24 protein-coding genes and 1 riboswitch are annotated in these 18,937 nt (G+C 43.3%); of the genes, 17 read left to right on the top strand and 7 right to left on the bottom strand.

Annotation, left to right across the window (positions count from 1 at the left end):
* Positions 1 to 58 precede the first annotated feature (58 nt).
* From kdgR to exnP, 14 genes are all read left to right on the top strand, one after another.
* Positions 59 to 1,078, top strand: coding sequence for a pectin utilization transcriptional regulator KdgR (gene kdgR / locus C1T29_RS12585; RefSeq protein WP_095431536.1), 1,020 nt, complete (start codon positions 59 to 61; stop codon positions 1,076 to 1,078).
* Positions 1,079 to 1,115: 37 nt separating this feature from the next.
* On the top strand, positions 1,116 to 2,090 hold the full coding sequence (kdgK, locus tag C1T29_RS12580; protein ID WP_103749636.1) for a 2-dehydro-3-deoxygluconokinase: 975 nt from the start codon (positions 1,116 to 1,118) through the stop codon (positions 2,088 to 2,090).
* Between the two features lies 1 nt (position 2,091).
* On the top strand, positions 2,092 to 2,682 hold the full coding sequence (gene eda, locus C1T29_RS12575; RefSeq protein WP_071580494.1) for a bifunctional 4-hydroxy-2-oxoglutarate aldolase/2-dehydro-3-deoxy-phosphogluconate aldolase: 591 nt from the start codon (positions 2,092 to 2,094) through the stop codon (positions 2,680 to 2,682).
* Positions 2,683 to 2,726: 44 nt separating this feature from the next.
* Positions 2,727 to 3,719 (top strand): 2-keto-3-deoxygluconate transporter, encoded by a 993-nt coding sequence (kdgT, locus tag C1T29_RS12570; RefSeq protein ID WP_040082818.1) that lies wholly within the window; start codon positions 2,727 to 2,729, stop codon positions 3,717 to 3,719.
* Between the two features lie 111 nt (positions 3,720 to 3,830).
* Positions 3,831 to 5,336 (top strand): carboxypeptidase, encoded by a 1,506-nt coding sequence (gene ypwA, locus C1T29_RS12565; protein WP_103749637.1) that lies wholly within the window; start codon positions 3,831 to 3,833, stop codon positions 5,334 to 5,336.
* Positions 5,337 to 5,476: 140 nt separating this feature from the next.
* Positions 5,477 to 5,577, top strand: a riboswitch (purine riboswitch).
* 90 nt (positions 5,578 to 5,667) lie between these two features.
* Positions 5,668 to 6,252 (top strand): xanthine phosphoribosyltransferase, encoded by a 585-nt coding sequence (gene xpt, locus C1T29_RS12560; RefSeq protein WP_103749638.1) that lies wholly within the window; start codon positions 5,668 to 5,670, stop codon positions 6,250 to 6,252.
* A complete protein-coding gene (gene pbuX, locus C1T29_RS12555; RefSeq protein ID WP_103749639.1) occupies positions 6,249 to 7,565 on the top strand; it encodes a xanthine permease PbuX in 1,317 nt (438 codons plus the stop codon). Before xpt ends, pbuX begins: the two co-directional genes overlap by 4 nt.
* 72 nt (positions 7,566 to 7,637) lie before the next feature.
* Positions 7,638 to 8,735, top strand: a complete 1,098-nt coding sequence (gene bpsA, locus C1T29_RS12550; RefSeq protein WP_231516494.1) for a type III polyketide synthase — start codon at positions 7,638 to 7,640, stop codon at positions 8,733 to 8,735.
* A gap of 3 nt (positions 8,736 to 8,738) precedes the next feature.
* Positions 8,739 to 9,245 (top strand): alkylpyrone methyltransferase, encoded by a 507-nt coding sequence (gene bpsB / locus C1T29_RS12545; protein ID WP_069839255.1) that lies wholly within the window; start codon positions 8,739 to 8,741, stop codon positions 9,243 to 9,245.
* Between the two features lie 70 nt (positions 9,246 to 9,315).
* Positions 9,316 to 9,405 (top strand): Fur-regulated basic protein FbpC, encoded by a 90-nt coding sequence (gene fbpC, locus C1T29_RS12540; RefSeq protein ID WP_100069434.1) that lies wholly within the window; start codon positions 9,316 to 9,318, stop codon positions 9,403 to 9,405.
* Between the two features lie 175 nt (positions 9,406 to 9,580).
* A complete protein-coding gene (locus C1T29_RS12535; RefSeq protein ID WP_103749640.1) occupies positions 9,581 to 13,162 on the top strand; it encodes a dynamin GTPase in 3,582 nt (1,193 codons plus the stop codon).
* A gap of 64 nt (positions 13,163 to 13,226) precedes the next feature.
* A complete protein-coding gene (locus C1T29_RS12530) occupies positions 13,227 to 13,484 on the top strand; it encodes a YpbS family protein (protein WP_014664348.1) in 258 nt (85 codons plus the stop codon).
* Between the two features lie 74 nt (positions 13,485 to 13,558).
* Complete coding sequence (locus tag C1T29_RS12525; RefSeq protein WP_003230761.1) at positions 13,559 to 13,705, top strand: hypothetical protein; 147 nt, start codon at positions 13,559 to 13,561, stop codon at positions 13,703 to 13,705.
* Positions 13,706 to 13,804: 99 nt separating this feature from the next.
* Positions 13,805 to 14,695, top strand: a complete 891-nt coding sequence (gene exnP / locus C1T29_RS12520) for a 5'-3' exonuclease ExnP (protein ID WP_014664347.1) — start codon at positions 13,805 to 13,807, stop codon at positions 14,693 to 14,695.
* Between the two features lie 7 nt (positions 14,696 to 14,702).
* Here the strand turns inward: exnP and sspL are convergent, their stop codons facing one another.
* From sspL to C1T29_RS12505, 3 genes are read right to left on the bottom strand one after another with little or no spacing between them, the layout of a single operon-like run.
* Positions 14,703 to 14,831, bottom strand: coding sequence for a small, acid-soluble spore protein L (gene sspL / locus C1T29_RS12515; RefSeq protein WP_003218255.1), 129 nt, complete (start codon positions 14,829 to 14,831; stop codon positions 14,703 to 14,705).
* A gap of 41 nt (positions 14,832 to 14,872) precedes the next feature.
* The gene (locus C1T29_RS12510) at positions 14,873 to 15,271 is read right to left on the bottom strand and encodes a reverse transcriptase-like protein (protein ID WP_103749641.1); all 399 of its coding nucleotides are present in this window, start codon (positions 15,269 to 15,271) and stop codon (positions 14,873 to 14,875) included.
* The gene (locus tag C1T29_RS12505) at positions 15,271 to 15,960 is read right to left on the bottom strand and encodes a queuosine precursor transporter (RefSeq protein ID WP_040082830.1); all 690 of its coding nucleotides are present in this window, start codon (positions 15,958 to 15,960) and stop codon (positions 15,271 to 15,273) included. Before C1T29_RS12505 ends, C1T29_RS12510 begins: the two co-directional genes overlap by 1 nt.
* Before the next feature lie 82 nt (positions 15,961 to 16,042).
* Here C1T29_RS12505 and C1T29_RS12500 point away from each other — a divergent pair, with 82 nt between their 5' ends.
* Positions 16,043 to 16,723, top strand: coding sequence for a ribonuclease H family protein (locus C1T29_RS12500; protein WP_095431545.1), 681 nt, complete (start codon positions 16,043 to 16,045; stop codon positions 16,721 to 16,723).
* Positions 16,716 to 16,898 carry a zinc-finger domain-containing protein gene (locus C1T29_RS12495; RefSeq protein WP_004397944.1) on the top strand — a complete coding sequence of 61 codons (183 nt, stop codon included), beginning with the start codon at positions 16,716 to 16,718 and terminating at the stop codon, positions 16,896 to 16,898. Before C1T29_RS12500 ends, C1T29_RS12495 begins: the two co-directional genes overlap by 8 nt.
* 27 nt (positions 16,899 to 16,925) lie before the next feature.
* Here C1T29_RS12495 and C1T29_RS12490 read toward each other — a convergent pair whose 3' ends face one another.
* Positions 16,926 to 17,195 (bottom strand): DUF2564 family protein, encoded by a 270-nt coding sequence (locus C1T29_RS12490; protein ID WP_069149756.1) that lies wholly within the window; start codon positions 17,193 to 17,195, stop codon positions 16,926 to 16,928.
* 155 nt (positions 17,196 to 17,350) lie between these two features.
* Between C1T29_RS12490 and degR the strand changes: the two genes are divergently transcribed.
* Positions 17,351 to 17,533, top strand: a complete 183-nt coding sequence (gene degR / locus C1T29_RS12485) for a transcriptional regulator DegR (RefSeq protein WP_014664342.1) — start codon at positions 17,351 to 17,353, stop codon at positions 17,531 to 17,533.
* A gap of 51 nt (positions 17,534 to 17,584) precedes the next feature.
* Here degR and cspD read toward each other — a convergent pair whose 3' ends face one another.
* The 3 genes from cspD to C1T29_RS12470 form a co-directional block, all read right to left on the bottom strand.
* A complete protein-coding gene (gene cspD, locus C1T29_RS12480) occupies positions 17,585 to 17,785 on the bottom strand; it encodes a cold-shock protein CspD (protein WP_003153604.1) in 201 nt (66 codons plus the stop codon).
* 15 nt (positions 17,786 to 17,800) lie between these two features.
* Positions 17,801 to 17,947: a hypothetical protein gene (locus tag C1T29_RS12475; RefSeq protein ID WP_139236111.1), complete on the bottom strand. Its 147-nt coding sequence runs from the start codon at positions 17,945 to 17,947 to the stop codon at positions 17,801 to 17,803.
* A gap of 80 nt (positions 17,948 to 18,027) precedes the next feature.
* Positions 18,028 to 18,937 (bottom strand): diglucosyl diacylglycerol synthase (locus C1T29_RS12470; protein WP_208945456.1); only part of this gene is annotated, 910 nt, incomplete at its 5' end.

The raw sequence follows: 18,937 nt of genomic DNA, 5'->3' as shown, positions 1-18,937 counted from the left end.
CTTTTGTTGTAACCGTTTTGAAATCGGTTTCAAATATATGAGATACAGGAGCACTTGAATGAAAAAGAAAACAACAGGCCATATGACCATCAAAGATGTAGCTGAATATGCAGGAGTTTCGAAATCGACAGTTTCCCGCTATATTAACGGAAAAATTGACGCGATTTCTCCTGAAAAAGTGAAAAACATTAAAAAGGCAATTGCAGAACTGAATTATCGGCCGAGTAAAATGGCCCAAGGTTTGAAAATAAAAAAAAGCAAGTTAATTGGATTTGTTGTGGCTGACATTACAAACCCTTTTTCGGTCGCTGCTTTCAGGGGAGTCGAAGAGGTTTGTGATCAATATGGCTACAGCATTATGGTGTGCAACACAGATAACAGTCCTGAAAAAGAGCGGGAAATGCTCTTAAAGCTAGAAGCCCATTCGGTTGAGGGCCTGATTTTAAACGCAACAGGGGAAAACAAGGATTTACTGCGCGCTTTTGCTGAACAGCACATTCCAACGATCTTAATTGACCGGAAACTGCCGGATCTGAAACTGGATACCGTAACGACTGACAACAGATCGATCACTAAAGAGATTCTTCGGAAGATTTACAGTAAAGGGTATACTGATGTCGCGCTGTTTACTGAACCAATTTCCTCTATCAGCCCTCGTGCAGAAAGAGCAGCTGTGTATCAGGAAATGGCTGCGGTTCAAAATGTGAACGGGCTTGTCAGATTGCATGAAATTGACGTAAAGGACAAGGAGCAGCTTAAGGCGGCGCTTCGTTCTTTTCACAAGGAGATGCCGGAGCAAAAAAAAGCGATTCTGGCTTTGAATGGCTTGATTATGCTGAAAATCATCAGCTGTATAGAAGAGCTTGGCCTGCGCATTCCTCAAGATATAGGGATTGCAGGGTTCGATGACACGGAATGGTACAAACTGATCGGTCCAGGCATTACAACGATCGCTCAGCCGTCACATGATATGGGCAGGACGGCGATGGAACGTGTATTAAAAAGGATTGAAGGTGACAAAGGAGCGCCTCAAACCATTGAATTGGAGGCAAAAGTCATCATGAGAAAGTCACTTTAATCCTAGGTGCCCTCAACTAAGAGGAGGTTGGGAAGAGATGAAGCTTGATGCGGTGACATTCGGTGAATCAATGGCCATGTTTTACGCAAATGAGTATGGAGGCCTTCATGAAGTATCCACTTTTTCTAAAGGGCTTGCCGGAGCAGAAAGCAATGTCGCCTGCGGCCTTGCCAGACTCGGATTTCGAATGGGATGGATGAGCAAGGTCGGCAATGATCAGCTCGGCACGTTTATTGTACAGGAACTTAAAAAAGAGGGAGTGGATGTGTCCCGCGTGATCCGCTCGCAGGACGAAAATCCCACCGGGCTGCTGCTGAAGTCAAAAGTGAAGGAAGGCGACCCGCAAGTTACCTACTATAGGAAAAACTCAGCTGCAAGCACATTAACTTCCGCTGAATATCCGAGAGATTATTTTCAATGCGCAGGCCATTTGCATGTGACAGGTATTCCGCCTGCCTTATCAGCCGAGATGAAAGACTTCACGTACCATGTCATGAACGACATGAGAAACGCAGGGAAAACCATTTCATTCGACCCTAATGTAAGACCTTCGCTTTGGCCTGATCAAGCAACAATGGTACACACAATCAACGATCTGGCTGGGCTTGCAGACTGGTTTTTCCCGGGTATCGCAGAGGGAGAGCTATTGACCGGAGAAAAAACACCTGAAGGCATTGCCGACTATTATTTGAAAAAAGGTGCCAGCTTTGTCGCTATTAAACTCGGAAAAGAAGGCGCTTACTTTAAAACGGGGACAAGTGAAGGATTTCTAGAAGGCTGCCGTGTCGACCGGGTGGTTGATACGGTCGGCGCCGGAGACGGATTTGCAGTCGGTGTAATCAGCGGAATCCTAGATGGTTTGTCGTACAAGGATGCGATGCAAAGGGGAAATGCGATTGGCGCTTTGCAAGTTCAGGCACCGGGGGATATGGACGGTTTGCCGACCAGGGAGAAATTAGCTTCGTTTTTATCTGCTCAAAGAACGGTTTACCAAAAGAAAGGGGATTATTAATATGGAGTCCAAAATCGTTGAAAACCGTCTGCAAGAAGCCAGGCTGATTGCAGTCATTCGCTCAAAGGATAAACAGGATGCCTGTCAGCAGATTGAGAGTTTATTAGATAAAGGGATTCGTGCAGTTGAAGTGACGTATACGACGCCCGGGGCATCAGATATTATCGAAACCTTCCGTAATAGAGACGATATTTTAATTGGCGCGGGCACGGTCATCACCGCGCAGCAAGCTGGGGAAGCTGCTGAGGCTGGCGCACAGTTTATTGTCAGTCCGGGTTTTTCAGCTGATCTTGCTGAGCACCTTTCTTTTGTAAAAACACATTATATCCCCGGCGTCCTGACTCCAAGCGAAATTATGGAAGCGTTGACATGCGGTTTTACTACATTAAAACTGTTCCCAAGCGGTGTGTTTGGCCTTCCGTTTATGAAAAGTTTAGCGGGCCCTTTCCCGCAGGTGACCTTTATTCCGACAGGCGGGATTCATCCGTCTGAAGTGCCGGATTGGCTTAGAGCCGGAGCAGGTGCCGTCGGTGTCGGCAGCCAGCTGGGCAGCTGTTCAAAAGAGGATTTACAGGCTGTTTTCCAAGTGTAAGGGGTATTGTTTTTTCATAACCGGAGGATGGGAGAATCCACAATATGAAAATCAAGGCGACAATTGAACGGGTACCTGGCGGAATGATGATTATTCCGCTATTTCTTGGAGCGGCGCTCAACACGTTTGCTCCTGGAACAGCGGAGTTCTTTGGAGGTTTTACGGGTGCTTTGATTACTGGAACGCTGCCGATACTGGGTGTTTTTATCTTTTGCGTAGGAGCAACGATTGATTTTCGTTCTTCAGGCTACATCGCAAGAAAAGGAATCACGTTATTATTGGGGAAGGTCGGATTTGCAGCGCTGCTCGGCGTGATCGCAGCGCAATTTATACCTGACGAAGGCATACAATCCGGCTTTTTTGCAGGCCTTTCTGTTTTAGCAATTGTCGCGGTAATGAATGAGACGAACGGCGGACTGTATTTGGCGCTTATGAACCATATGGGAAGAAAAGAGGATGCGGGCGCTTTCGCCTTTATTAGTACAGAATCAGGTCCTTTTATGACCATGGTGACGTTTGGTGTGACGGGACTTGCCGCATTCCCATGGGAAACGCTGGCAGCGACAGTCATCCCGTTTTTGCTCGGATGTATACTTGGAAATCTGGATCATGATCTCAGGGACTTATTCAGCAAGGTTGTGCCAGCGATCATTCCATTTTTCGCCTTTTCGCTCGGCAATACCTTGAATTTTGGAATGCTGATCCAATCAGGGCTGCTCGGCATTTTTATCGGAGTTTCTGTCGTCATTTTATCGGGCAGCTCCTTGTTTTTGCTTGATCGTTTTGTCGCGCGGGGGGACGGTGTCGCGGGTGTGGCGGCTTCTTCTACAGCGGGGGCGGCTGTAGCTGTCCCATACGCATTAGCGGAAGCGAATGCCTCATTTGCCCCAGTTGCTGAATCGGCAACTGCAATTATAGCGACGAGCGTTATTGTCACCTCGCTCTTAACCCCGCTGGCAACAGTGTGGGTGGATAAAAAAATCAAACAGAAAAAGAGGAGAACGCCTCCGCCAAAAAATCAAATGACGATCAACTGAATAAAAAGGCTGCCGCCAAACGTACCGGCAGCCTTTTGTACAAACAATTTGACTTTCACCCCCCCTTCCATTAGCCTGTAATGGAACGGCTAGAATAGGGAGGGAATGGATATGGAGATACATACATATGAAAAGGAATTTTTTGATCTTTTAAAACGAATTTCACATTACAGCGAAGCAGTCGCGTTAATGCACTGGGACTCCAGAACAGGCGCGCCGAAAAACGGCTCAGAGGACCGTGCCGAAAGCATCGGCCAGCTTTCAACAGATATATTCAATATCCAGACATCCGATCGAATGAAAGAGCTAATCGATGCCTTGTATGAACGATTTGATGACTTGTCAGAAGATACGAAAAAAGCGGTTGAACTGGCGAAAAAAGAGTATGAAGAGAATAAGAAAATCCCTAAGGCTGAATATAAAGAATACGTGATTCTGTGTTCAAAGGCAGAAACAGCGTGGGAGGAAGCGAAGGGAAAATCTGATTTCAGCTTGTTTTCTCCTTATTTAGAACAGCTGATTGAATGTAATAAACGTTTTATTACGTACTGGGGATATAAAGAGCATCCTTATGATGCATTGCTTGATTTGTTTGAGCCCGGTGTTACGGTAAAGGTGCTTGATCAGCTGTTTGCTGAGCTGAAGGAAGCGATTATCCCTCTTGTTAAACAGGTGACAGCTTCCGGAAATAAACCAGATACAAGCTTTATTACAAAAGCGTTCCCGAAAAAAAAGCAAAAAGAGCTCAGTCTGTATTTTTTACAGGAGCTTGGCTACGATTTTGATGGCGGAAGACTTGATGAAACCGTTCATCCGTTTGCAACTACGCTGAACCGGGGAGACGTTCGAGTCACGACGAGATATGATGAAAAAGATTTTCGGACGGCAATCTTTGGCACTATTCATGAGTGCGGGCACGCAATATACGAGCAAAATATTGATGAAGCACTGAGCGGCACGAACTTGTCAGACGGTGCATCAATGGGAATTCATGAATCTCAATCATTATTTTACGAGAATTTTATCGGCCGCAACAAGCATTTTTGGACACCGTACTATAAGAAAATTCAAGAGGCATCACCTGAACAGTTCAAGGACATCTCCCTGGATGATTTTGTCCGTGCAATCAATGAATCAAAACCTTCATTTATCAGGGTTGAAGCGGATGAATTGACGTATCCTCTTCATATCATCATCCGTTATGAAATTGAAAAAGCGATTTTCAGCAATGAAGTGTCTGTAGAAGAACTGCCGTCGCTTTGGAATCAAAAATACCAGGATTATTTAGGGATTACACCGCAGACGGATGCAGAGGGGATTTTACAGGACGTCCATTGGGCAGGAGGAGATTTCGGTTACTTCCCATCCTATGCGCTCGGCTACATGTATGCGGCTCAGCTGAAACAAAAAATGCTTGAGGATCTCCCTGAATTTGACGCTCTCTTAGAAAGAGGGGAATTTCATCCGATAAAGCAATGGCTGACGGAAAAGGTGCATATTCATGGAAAACGGAAAAAGCCGTTAGACATTATTAAAGATGCGACAGGAGAAGAACTGAGCGTTCGCTATTTAATTGACTATTTATCAACCAAATATTCAAATCTCTATTTAGCATAATCAAAGCCTGGCGGCGCGGCCGCCAGGCTTTTTATGATCGGATTCCTTTTAAATACGAATGATAACTAAAAAAAAGAAAATAAAGTTCGGAAATTTTCACTTTCAGCCTATGCAAGAGATTAGAATCTTGATATAATTTATTACAATATCATAGGAACACTCATATAATCGCGTGGATATGGCACGCAAGTTTCTACCGGGCACCGTAAATGTTCCGACTATGGGTGAGCAATGGAACCGCATATGTACGGTTTTTTGTTATATCAGCATTGCTTGCTCTTTATTTGAGCGGGCAATGCTTTTTTTATTCTCATAACGGAGGTAAGACTGGATGGAAGCACTGAAAAGGAAGATAGAGGAAGAAGGCGCCGTATTATCAAATCAAGTATTGAAAGTGGATTCTTTTTTGAATCACCAAATTGATCCGCTGCTTATGCAGAAAATTGGTGACGAATTTGCGACCAGGTTTGCACAAGATGGTATTACCAAAATTGTGACAATCGAATCATCAGGTATCGCTCCCGCTGTAATGACTGGCTTGAAGCTGGATGTACCTGTTGTCTTCGCAAGAAAGCATCAATCATTAACACTTACTGACAACTTACTGACAGCGTCCGTTTATTCCTTTACGAAGCAAACAGAAAGCCAAATCGCGGTGTCTGGGACCCACTTGTCGGATCAGGACCATGTGCTGATTATCGATGATTTTTTGGCAAATGGACAGGCAGCACACGGGCTCGCTTCAATTGTGAAGCAAGCGGGTGCTTCTATTGCAGGAATTGGCATTGTGATTGAAAAGTCATTTCAGCCGGGAAGAGATGAACTTGTAAAACTGGGCTACCGAGTGGAATCTTTGGCAAGAATTCGGTCTTTAGAAGAAGGGAAAGTGTCCTTCGTACAGGAGGTTCATTCATGAAAAATGGATTCGGAAAAACGCTGTCATTAGGGATTCAGCATGTTCTTGCCATGTATGCCGGTGCCATTGTCGTTCCTCTGATTGTCGGAAACGCAATGGGACTGACTGTTGAACAGCTGACCTACTTAGTATCGATTGATATTTTTATGTGCGGTGTGGCTACACTTCTGCAAGTATGGAGCAACCGCTTTTTCGGGATCGGACTTCCGGTAGTGCTTGGCTGTACATTTACAGCTGTATCGCCGATGATTGCAATTGGATCTGAATACGGGGTTTCAACGGTTTACGGAAGCATTATTGCTTCAGGCATTCTAGTGATACTTATTTCATTTTTCTTTGGAAAGCTCGTCTCGTTTTTTCCGCCGGTTGTGACAGGCTCTGTTGTTACGATTATTGGTATTACTTTGATGCCGGTTGCCATGAATAACATGGCCGGCGGAGAAGGAAGTGCAGATTTCGGAGATCTCTCCAACCTTGCCCTTGCTTTTATCGTTTTGAGTATTATTGTGCTTCTATACCGTTTTACGAAAGGCTTTATCAAGTCCGTCTCGATTTTGATCGGTATTTTGATTGGGACCTTCATCGCTTATTTTATGGGGAAAGTTCAATTTGATAATGTGTCTGATGCGGCAGTTGTTCAAATGATTCAGCCATTTTACTTCGGAGCGCCGTCTTTTCATGCAGCGCCTATCATTACGATGTCCATCGTTGCAATTGTCAGTCTTGTGGAGTCTACTGGTGTTTACTTCGCCTTAGGTGACCTGACAAACCGCCGTTTGACAGAGAGAGATTTGTCTAAAGGCTATCGCGCTGAAGGGCTGGCTGTGCTTCTGGGCGGTATTTTTAACGCTTTTCCTTACACGGCATTCTCTCAAAATGTCGGGCTTGTTCAGCTCACAGGAATTAAAAAAAATGCTGTCATTGTGGTCACAGGTGTGATCTTAATGGCATTCGGGCTGTTTCCAAAGATCGCTGCTTTCACGACGATTATTCCATCTGCTGTTTTGGGCGGTGCAATGGTTGCGATGTTTGGAATGGTGATCGCTTACGGAATTAAAATGCTTAGCCGCATTGATTTTGCGAAACAGGAAAATCTGCTGATTGTTGCCTGCTCAGTGGGTTTGGGACTCGGTGTGACCGTTGTGCCGGATATTTTCAAACAGCTTCCGAGTGCACTTACGCTTCTTACAACGAATGGCATTGTAGCGGGCAGCTTCACTGCAGTTGTCTTAAATATTGTATATAACGTATTTTCTAAAGCCAAAAAAACAGAACAAGAAGCTGACCTTACGGAACAAAAAACAGCAGTCTAACTCCGCCGCGGCGGAGTTTTTTTGCATATAAAAAAGATCGTTGCGGCACAATGTATGCAAAGAGGTGATTGCATGGCGTTTATTTTATCCATTGGAACAAGTCTTCCTGTATATGATGTAAATCAAAAGAAAGCGGCTGAGTTCGCCCGCTATATGTTTCAGCATTCCTTTAAAGATATTGACCGGCTGTTATCCTCCTTTAAAAACGGGCAAATCCATTCGAGACAGTTTGTTAAGCCGATTGAATGGTATAAAGAGGAGCACAGTTTTGAAGAAAAAAATCAAATATACATAGAAGAAACACTTAAGCACAGCAGGGAGGCTGTTCGTGAGTGCCTCTCTCACCCTGAATTTGTTCAAGAAGCCATTCCTTATGAGAAAGTGGAAGCGGTTTTTTTCGTCTCCAGCACAGGTCTTTCCACACCGAGTATCGAGGCGCGGCTTATGAATGAACTTCCGTTTTCTCCATATACGAAGCGGATTCCGATTTGGGGCTTAGGCTGTGCAGGAGGGGCCAGCGGGCTTGCGCGCGCAGCCGAATACTGCAAAGCGTATCCGGAGGCTTTTGTGCTTGTCATTGCTGCTGAGCTGTGCAGCCTGACATTTCAGCCGGAAGATAAAACGAAAAGCAATCTGATCGGCACCTCGCTATTTGGTGACGGCGTTGCCGCAGCATTATTATGCGGAGAGAAGGCAGACCGCACGGTGTCAAAACTGAAGCTTGCCCCGAAGATAACAGACTCCCAATCTGTTTTGATGAAACAATCAGAAGATGTCATGGGCTGGGACTTTACCGATCAAGGATTCAAAGTCATTTTCTCACGAGACATACCAACTTTGGTAGAAAATTGGCTCAAAACAAATGTACAGATTTTTTTGGACAAACATCGGCTGTCATTCTGTGATATAAGTGTTTTTTTGGCGCATCCAGGCGGAAAAAAAGTGATCGACGCATACATCAAAAGTCTTGGACTGTCGTCAGAAAAGCTTTCATCAGCGCAAAACATATTGCGAAAACACGGAAATATGTCTTCAGCCACAATCTTGTATGTGGTCAAAGACCATCTGCAGAACGGACATAAAAAGGAAGCTGAACGGGGACTGATTGGCGCATTAGGGCCGGGTTTCTCATCAGAACTGCTATTATTCAGCTGGGAAAAGGGGGCTTGACTTATGTTTTGGTTGTTGATCGCCATTCTCATTGTTCAAAGAGCAGCAGAAATGGCAGTAGCCAGACAAAATGAACAAAAGGTAAAGAAGCAAGGAGCAATTGAATTTGGCGAGAGCCACTATCCGTATATCATTACGATGCATATCCTTTTCTTTATGTCTTTAATTGCAGAAGTGCTGCTAATGAATAAACAGCCGTCAAGCTGGTGGATCGGTATCGCCGCAGTTATTTTAAGTGTACAGGCAGTGCGATATTGGGCGCTTTGTTCCTTGGGAGCATATTGGAATACGAAAATCCTTGTCGTTCCAGGTGCAGAGCTTGTAAAAAAAGGTCCTTATAAATGGATGAAACATCCAAACTATGCTGTTGTTATACTTGAAATTTTGCTGATTCCGCTGCTTTATCAAGCGTATGTCACCATGTGTCTGTTTTCCATTTTAAATGCCGTGTTGTTAACCGTCAGAATTCGCGCAGAAGACAAGGCATTACAGGAATACAGTGTAAAATAGCGATTGAAAATCATTCTCACTCATGTTAAAATGAGTTTGAAAAAGATTCTCAATCAGGATGGTGAATCAAATGACAATGCTGTTTTTGCTCGGAGCGGTTTGTACATATAGTGTATTAATTGGTTTTGTATTAAAAGGAATCTCTAATAAATCTGTTTGATGAATCTGGAACTTGTAAAAGTTGCAGATTTTCTTTTATAGAAGCTGCCGTAATGGCGGCTTTTTTCTATTCTCCTAAAGAAATTTGGTTTATTCTTGTGTAAAATGAAAAGGGAATGAATTCAGATCTTTCGAAAAAGGTTCACAATTGAAACGGCACAAAGGGGTTCAGACTTATGACAGATCAAAACAGAAAAGAGCTTTTGCACAAAACTGGGGAACTTTATCAGCAATTTATTGAGAATCAAGATGAACAAAGGGCTGCTAAACTGGCTGCGGTCATGAAAAAAGCGGCAGATGAAGAGGTTTATATCGCGTTTACGGGGCATTATTCAGCGGGGAAATCATCACTGCTGAACTGCCTGTTAATGGAGAATATTTTGCCGACAAGCCCGATCCCAACGAGCGCTAACCTTGTTGTGATCAGAAACGGGGAAAAGCGAGTTCGGCTTCATACAACAGACGGAGCGTGTGCTGAGCTGGAAGGGGCTTACCAGAAAGACAAGGTACAGCAATATTGCAAAGACGGTGAACAGATTGAAAGCGTCGAAATTTTTGACAGGTATGCTGAGATCGATTCCGGGGTTGCGTATATTGATACTCCAGGGATCGATTCAACAGATGATGCGCATTTTCTATCGGCTGCTTCTATTCTTCACCAGGCGGATGCGCTGTTTTACGTTGTTCACTATAATCACGTACACGCTGAGGAAAATGTAAAGTTTCTCAGATCAATTAAAGAAAACATTCCGAATGTGTATTTTATCGTTAATCAAATTGACCGCCATGACGAGACGGAGACAAACTTTGGAGACTATAAAAAACAGGTAGAGGAGATGCTTTGCAATGAAGGGATTTCAAAGGAAGCGCTCTATTTTACGTCAGTAACAGAACCTGATCACCCGTTTAATCAGATTGGGGCTTTGAGAGAAGAGTTAAAAAGAATAGAAAAGCAATCAAAAAACAATCTGCAGGCTTTAACCGAACAAAAGATCCGTAATCTGCTGAAGGAACATACGGAAATGCTGAAGAAAGACGAAACAGACGGCCCGAATTTCGCTGAACAGCTTCACATCCAAACTGGACTTGTCCATTCGCTGCGTGATCAATTGGATGAGGCTGCAAATCAAGCGGCTGAGGCAGAGAAGAGGATGCAGGAAGAAATCAATCGTATTTTAAAAAACGCCAACCTGACGCCTTTTGAAATGCGTGAATTGGCGGCTGCATTTTTAGAGTCACAAAAGCCTTCTTTTAAAACCGGCTTTTTCTTTTCTAAAGCGAAAACTGCACAAGAAAGAGATAAAAGGCGGAATGTTTTTTTCTCTGATGTGACCAAACGAACAGAAGCCGAAGCGGATTGGCACATAATAGACACGCTCCATAAACTCGCCAAAGCATTTGATGTCCATGACGCTGAGTGTGAAAAGCTGATTCAGTCCTATCGCACTCCGCTTGATATAAGCATCATTGAACGCGCGGTCAAGCAAGGTGCAGCCTTTTCTTCTGAATATGTATTGCAATATACAAAAGACTTGGCAGAGCTGGTCCGGAAAGAGGCGAAAAGAGAGGCCGCAGACATCATAAAGGTACTCTCCGCTATGGTGAAAGAGCGTGTTTCCAAAGACGTGCAAACAATTAACGACCGGCTCGCCCAAGAATCAGAAAAACTTGTCCTTCTTCAAGAACAGGCTCGTTTAGAGAATCATGCCCGCGAGAAAATCAATCGCCTGTGGGCCATTTGGGAAGAAGAGTCCGAATGCCCGATGCATATAGACACAGAATGGTTTAAATTGAAGAAAAAAAGAGTGGCGGCTCCAGAACAGAAACAAGGCCGAGGCCAGCTGGCGGAGCAGCCGATGCCGAATTCAGAAATCAAAATAGAACAAGAACTGCCGCTTCAAGACCAAATCAAACGTTTTTACACTTTGTCTGATTTTTTAGGCGAAAGCAGCATGTTGTCAAAGCATATTTCAGCGTTTCGTGATAGGATTAAACGGCTTGAGGAACGGAAATTTACACTTGCTCTTTTTGGGGGCTTCAGTTCGGGGAAATCATCTTTTGCCAATGCGCTTGTCGGCGAAAGAGTGCTGCCATCCTCACCAACGCCAACCACAGCGACAATTAACAAAATCACAAAGCCAATCAATGGCAGCCTAAACAAAACAGCGGATGTAGTATTTAAGACGGAGGATGACATAACAGCTGAAATTTTGCAGCTCACCGGAATATCAAAAGAACCCACAGGTCGTTCCTTCACAGAGAAGTGGGAAAAGGCAGTCAAAAAAAACAGGCTGCAAGAAGAGCACGTGAAATTGATCAGAAATTTCGTGCTTGCATACGAGAGGTATCAGCAGTATATACAGGAACAGAAGATATTAACGATTCCGCTGTCTGAATTAAAGCCGTATGTAGCAGAGGAAACAACGGCCTGTGCTGTGAAAGAGGTAACGGTCTACTATACATGCCCACTCACTGAAAAAGGAATTACGATTGTTGATACACCCGGCGCGAGCAGCATGAATAAACGGCATACAGAGCTGGCATTCCAATATATCAAAGATGCGGATGCATTTTTTTATATGACCTATTATCAACACTCCTTTTCAAAAGGAGATCGTTCATTTTTACGGAAGCTCGGACTTGTGAAAGAATCGCTCAGCATGGATAAAATGTTTTTCGTTATTAATGCCGCAGACCTTGCAAAAGATAAAACAGAGCTTGAAACAGTGACCGATTATGTCAGCGCGGAGCTTGTAAAAGAAGGGGTTTATGAGCCGCAGCTCTTTACCGTTTCAAGTAAGGAGGAGCTGCTGGGAAAACCGGAATCATTTTATAACCAGTTCCCGAAAGTAAGAAAACACTTAGATCGGTTTATCGAAGTGGACGTAAAAAAAGCGTCCGCTGCACAGCTCAGTTTGGAAGCAGACAAACTATGCGAAACTGTTTTCCAGCTTCACAAATCCCAGCATCAGTCCATAGAAGAGAAGGAAGCGCAGAAACAGCGTCTCATGCTGTCATTTGAGCAGGCAGTTGCCGATATCGAGAAACGGCGGAACTCAGAAACCATCATTGAGAAAGTGAAAAAAGATACAAGAGAGCAGCTTTATCACATTACACAGCGATTATCGTATTTTGCAAATGATTTATTAAAATCGGCGTTCCATCCCGGGCTGCAAAACGGGGATTGGAAAAAGAATGTGAGTAAGGCGATGACAACAGCCTTGCATGAATACCAGTTTGAATATATTCAGGAAATCAAAACGCTTGATGTTCGCATGAGCGGTTTCATCGAACGGCATATCACAGAAGAATGGCTGGATAACTTTCAAAAAACATTAAACGCAGACGGTTATTTTTCCATTTATGCGGGTGATCAGCATTTGAGCGGCATACAGCTGAAGGAAGTTGAACCAGAAATGGAAGAACGTGTTTTTGAAAAGGAACTAAAAGAGGTCAAATCACCGAAGCAGTTTTTTGAGCAAAAAGGAAAATCGGCCTTTATCGAAGCTGTACGGATGAAACTTACGAAAATCACAGAGGCATGGATAAAAAATGAAGAAGAGAGCCTGATCTCTCATTACACAGCTCACCTCAGACGCTTACAGGAAGATATGGCTGAAAAGGCAATCGCGCAAATAACGGATCAAAAAGAGACGTATTTCAGAGGATATGCAGAAGGGGAACATGCGAAAGAGATTGAAATGGCGTACCAAGCGTGCATCTCCTGGAAAAGTTCAGAGAATACAATAAAAATGTAAAATTCAGTTGGCTTGTATGTCAAGTCATGATAGACTAAATAGAAAAAAGCGAGATGAACGATTAATGTCAGAGGTACATAAAGCAATTTCAGCACATTCATCAAAACAGCACGAGCATATCAAAGCATTTATGCGTCTTGAAAATATGCGTGAAATGGCCATTGAAGAAGCTGTTGCTAAATGCAAAAACGATGAGCCTTTTACTACAGACGCTATTAATGACATCACCGAGCAAATGAATCAGCTCGCTAAAAAAGGCATCGTCCCGACAAGACGGCTTGTATCAAAAGAAATGGTCAGAGAATACGTAAGCCGAGTGTAAGCTGGATGATCCTGCCGCGATTGAATCTCCTGCCGGATGCATATACTATGGACATCCGACGTAAGGGGGGATTCATGTTGGGCAGAACAAAGCTGGGAAACAGAAATGCACAGGCGAATAACAATGCCAAAAAGAAAAACGGATTTCAAACCCATTTTGACTCTTACGCAGGACGCGAAGCTGAGAAGCTGATCGCCAGCAACAAAAGACACAACGACTGATGATACCCAAACAGTATCTCTTTATTAGAGAGATACTGTTTTTTATTTTGGTCCGCTTTATGCTAAAATAGAAGGAATGAAAGAAAAGGGAGTTATCAGATGAATAATAATAAACTATTGCTGGTTGACGGCATGGCTCTTTTATTTCGGGCTTTTTTTGCCACGGCCGTACATCGCAACTTTATGATAAATGACAGCGGGGTGCCGACGAACGGCGTCAACGGCTTTTTAAAGCATTTGATTACAGCCGTGGAAACATTCCAGCCGACACACGTCGTCTGCTGCTGGGACATGGGGAGCAAAACGTATCGTAATGACTTGTTTCAAGATTATAAGGCAAACCGCAGCGCACCGCCTGTGGAACTGATTCCGCAGTTTGATTTGGCAAAGGAAGCAGCCGCTGAGCTTGGGATCATGAATATTGGCTTTGCCGGTTATGAAGCAGATGATTGTATTGGAACTCTAGCCGATTTATTTGCAAATGAAGCAGACATTACGGTCGTAACAGGGGACAGAGACTTACTCCAGCTGCTAACGGATAAAGTAAGCGTTGCTCTGCTTCAAAAAGGAATCGGAAATTATAAAGTCTATACAAAAGAGACTTTTTATGAAGAAACAGGGGTAATGCCGAAAGCTTTGATTGATATTAAAGCGCTTATGGGTGATTCCAGTGATAACTATCCCGGCGTCAAAGGGATTGGAGAAAAAACAGCCTACAAACTGATTCGTGAATATGAAACGATTGACCGTTTATTGGAAAATCTTTCTCTTCTTCCAAAGGGACAGCAGGGAAAAATTCAGCAAGGTTTAAGTGATTTGGAGATGTCGAGGAAGCTTGCGGAAATTCATTGCTCTGTGCCGCTGGTCTGCACACTGAAAGACGCTTTATTTACTTTGCAAATGGAGCAGGCGGCTCAAATGCTTCGCCGCCACCAAATTAAAGGAATTGAGCGCATGCTTGAAAAGCTGAACGCTAGAGAGATCGTATAGATCTTCTCTAGCGTTTTGTATTGCTTTTTTTTGCCCTTTCCTCAAGCTCTGTTTTAGGGTCATTATGTGTATTGCCTTCCAGGTCGCCTTGCGGAGTAACGCCGCCAGTCAGCCGGCCTTTATCTTTCTTTTTCATGTTAGTTCACCTCGCCATTAGGATGAACCAATGACTAAGATTTAATTCTTTTCATTCAGCCGAATTGCTTCTTTTGCCAGGAGATCGGCTTTTTGGTTTTGCTTGCCCGGTATCCATTTGATGAAAAAAAGAGGGAAGGCTGCTTTTAAGCGGGTGATTTCCTCTACAAACGGCTGAAACGTTTTATTTTTAACCATTTCAAGCTCAGCGGCGCGCTCCACAATATCTGAATCCGTTCGAAAGGAAACCGATTGATACCCGCGCGTTGAGCATAGCTTCATCCCTTCAATTAATGCAAGAAATTCCGCTTCCTGGTTTGTATGCACTCCGATTGGAATAGAGAAAGATTCTGCTTTCCCCTCATGTTTGATAAAAATGCCGATACCGGAAGGCCCGGGATTACCAGCGCTTGCGCCGTCTACATATATTTCTGTAGGCATTATGAACTCCTTTCATCATTAGGTATCATTTTTTTGGCTGCATAAGCATAAGGCAATGAAATTAAAGATACCGCAAACTTAATCAAATATGTAGAAATAAAAATATGAAGCCAAACGTCTGCCGGATAAATGCCGAAAAAAGCGACAGCAGTGAATATGAATGTATCAAACAACTGGCTGACTGCTGTACTGCCGCCGTTTCTGAGCCATAAAAGCCGATCAGAAGGAAATATCCTTCTAATTGCCGAATATACATAAACATCCAGCGTTTGGCTGAAGATAAAAGCAAGCAGACTTCCTAACGCAACTCGCGGAAGGAATCCAAAAATCGTTTCAAGCGCTGTTTGTGATATGTCGCTGGAAGCCGGTTCGAAAAGCAGCACGCCCTGCATGACAAATGTCAGCGTCAGGAGCGTTGAGAATCCGAGCCATACCGCTTTTCTGGCTTCAGCCGGCCCGTATTTTTCATTCAGTACATCTGTCGCAAAAAAGATTGTGCCATACATCACATTCCCGAGTGTCGCTGTTAAGCCAAACAGTTCCACTGTTTTGACGACTTGGAGGTTGGCGCAGACTGTCGCAAAACCGATCCAAACAAACAGTCCCATTTTGCCAAATCCTTTATAAAATAAAAGAACAATGATAAAATGAATGATCGCAAAAAAGATCCAAAACGAATTATTAAACAAGATGAAAAAGCTTCCTTTCCGGGGTAAGATTGGTTTGATTATAGCATAAGCCCGGCAACTAATGAATGGTAAGGTGATCGTAATGAAGCTCAGACCGCATTTAAAAATAGAAGCAAAAGGAACGGGATCCGTCTCATTTTTCAGCGAAGACTGGCTGACAGCACAGCAGGCACGTATGCTCGCCAGAGATCTTGGACGTTTTCCATACATGAAAGAGCTGGAGTTCGAAGACGAGAAAGGCGGCAGCTGGACGCTGAAGGAATTGGAAAAGCTGACCGAGGAGCTTGCTCAAGAGCCTGATAACATCACTGTTTATTTTGATGGCAGTTTCGATAAGGAGAGCGAACTTGCGGGTCTAGGGATTGTCATCTATTATTCGTTGGGAGGAGTCCGGCATCGTTTGAGAAAAAATAAAAGCTTTAGGCTGAAAACCAATAATGAAGCTGAATATGCGGCACTTTATGAAGCAATAAGAGAAGTAAGAGAGCTTGGGGCAAGCAGAAATTCAATTACAATCAAAGGGGACTCACTTGTTGTACTGAATCAGCTTGACGGCAGCTGGCCTTGCTATGATCCATCTCATAATGAATGGCTGGACAAAATAGAAGCACTCCTTGAATCACTGAAGCTTACTCCAACCTACGAAACGATACAACGGAAAGACAACCAGGAAGCTGATGGCCTCGCTAAAAAAATTCTATCCCATCAATTCGTAGAAAGCCACACGAAATTAGACCGTAACGGAGATGACGATATTGGATAAGAAAATGATCTTTAAAGAACTGACAGAACTGCACGATGAATATTGCAAAGACTGTTTTATTAAGAAGCAATTTCGCAAAGAATTTGGCAAAACTTATGCACATTCATTTTGTATCAATAAATGTACGGTTGGTGAAAAATTGAAAGCATACGGAGATGTCTTAACCAATCACTAAAAATAAAAACCGCAGAAGCTGCGGTTTTTATTCTTTGAATTCATCGAGCTGATGCTCGCTGTCATCCAGCAGCTGCTGTTGCTGCTTTACAAATTCAGGATCGTCGAGAGCTGCCAGCTCTTCAGAGTGTGACAGTTCTTTAGCATCCTCAATGGCTTGGTATGCTGAGTCGACTAATGTTTTGCTTTGGCCTCTCGTCGCGGCTCCTGTTGTTTTCTGCGCTGTTTCCACTGCTAGTTCCAGCTGCCGCTTATCCGTAAAGCCAGTCTGATCCTCATTATGGAATTTTGAAGTCAACAAAAACACCTCCACAATTATTTTGCAGAGTTTTTTTGAAATTTATGTACCAAAATAGCAAATAAAATAAAAATAAGCCGATATAACTATTGAACCAGAAATAATAGGACTGTTTTACTATTTGAGGTATCTTGATAGAGAAGGGGAACGCAGCTATGGATGATAAAGATTTGAAGTCGATCCTTCACAAAACATTTATAGAAATATACAGTGATTTAGAAGAACTGGCGGATATCGCGAAAAAAGGAAAACCGTCAATGGAAAAGTATGTTGAAGAGATTGAACAGAGGTGCAAACAAAACATTTTGGCGATTGAAATCCAGATGAAAATCAAATAGGAGAGGCGAATGCCTCTCCTCTATTTGTCATCTCATCATCATGTATTGAGTTTAGAGTTTTACAACATTAGAAGCTTGAGGTCCACGATTACCTTCGACAATTTCAAAAGAAACTTCTTGTCCTTCTTCTAATGATTTGTATCCTTCTCCTTCGATAGCTGTGAAGTGAACAAATACATCGTCTCCGCCTTCAACTTCAATGAAGCCGAATCCTTTTTCGTTGTTGAACCATTTTACTTTACCGTTTTGCATATTGCTTAATTCCTCCTAGTACTGTAGCACCCATGTGCTAAAAAAAATTTTGTCATCATTTAACTTTGATTCATTGTTAAATGATGGTTCAACTATACACCATCTGGGAGCACCCGTCAAGTTGCGAATCGGCTTATTTTTGAAAAGGAAGGTGAGTTTCACGAAAAAATGTAACCGCTTTTATTAATGGCTGAATATAAATAAAAAGAGCACACGGTTTTCGTATGCTCTCAAGTACGCCATTAAGATAGCGCTTTGGTCTTTTGTTTGGCTGTCATCATTTCTGATTCTTTCAGGATATCCTCTAAAATGACTTCAGAGGAGTTTGCTAAATGAAGGCCCTTAATGTTTTTCTTCATGCGCTGCAAGGTATCTTCATCTGCAAGAAGGGAAGTGACTGACTCGAGAATCTCCTCATGTCGGTTCACGACGATGGCAGCTCCGCGGTCTTCAAAGAAGTTTGCATTTTCTTTTTCCTGGCCAGGCACAGGTTTGTACAGAATGACAGGCACACCGATGGCAGTTGCTTCAGTCAAAGTTATGCCGCCTGGTTTAGTAATCATGCAATCTGTGATCCGGAATAGCTCATCAATGCGCTCCACATAGCCCAGAACTTTTAATTTGTCACCGTTTTCCGCCTCAAGCGGACTCAAAGATTCTTTTAAAGCCGTATTTTTCCCGCACACGACAACCACTTGCACTTGCTCATCTTTGACAAGGTTTTCGCACAGCTCTTTTACGTTCTTTAATACACCGTGGGCACCTGCCATGATCAGAAGCACTTTTTTGTCTGGCGAAAGATTGTACTTTTTATATATCGGTCCAACCGGCATGGATTCTTCAAATTGCGGCCTGATTGGAATTCCTGTGATTTTTACGTTGCTTGGATGAGTGCCGATCTCCAGCAGTTTTTCCTTCACGTAATCTGTCGCCACATAATATTTATCCACGTTCTCGTGAACCCAAATTTTATGAAGGCAAAAATCAGTCATAACATTGAAGGTAGGAATGACTCTTCCTGTTCGGCGTCTGTACTCCGGCACGACAATCATCGGAAATGTATTAATAATAATATCGGGCTGATGTTCATCAACAAGTTCGCCCAATCTTTTATTACCCATTTTAAAGTAAATATTGAATTTACGTTTATTA

Source organism: Bacillus sp. MBGLi79, assembly GCF_002953915.1.
The sequence above is the reverse complement of the archived record's forward strand: the minus strand, read 5'-3'. Positions and strand labels throughout refer to the sequence as shown.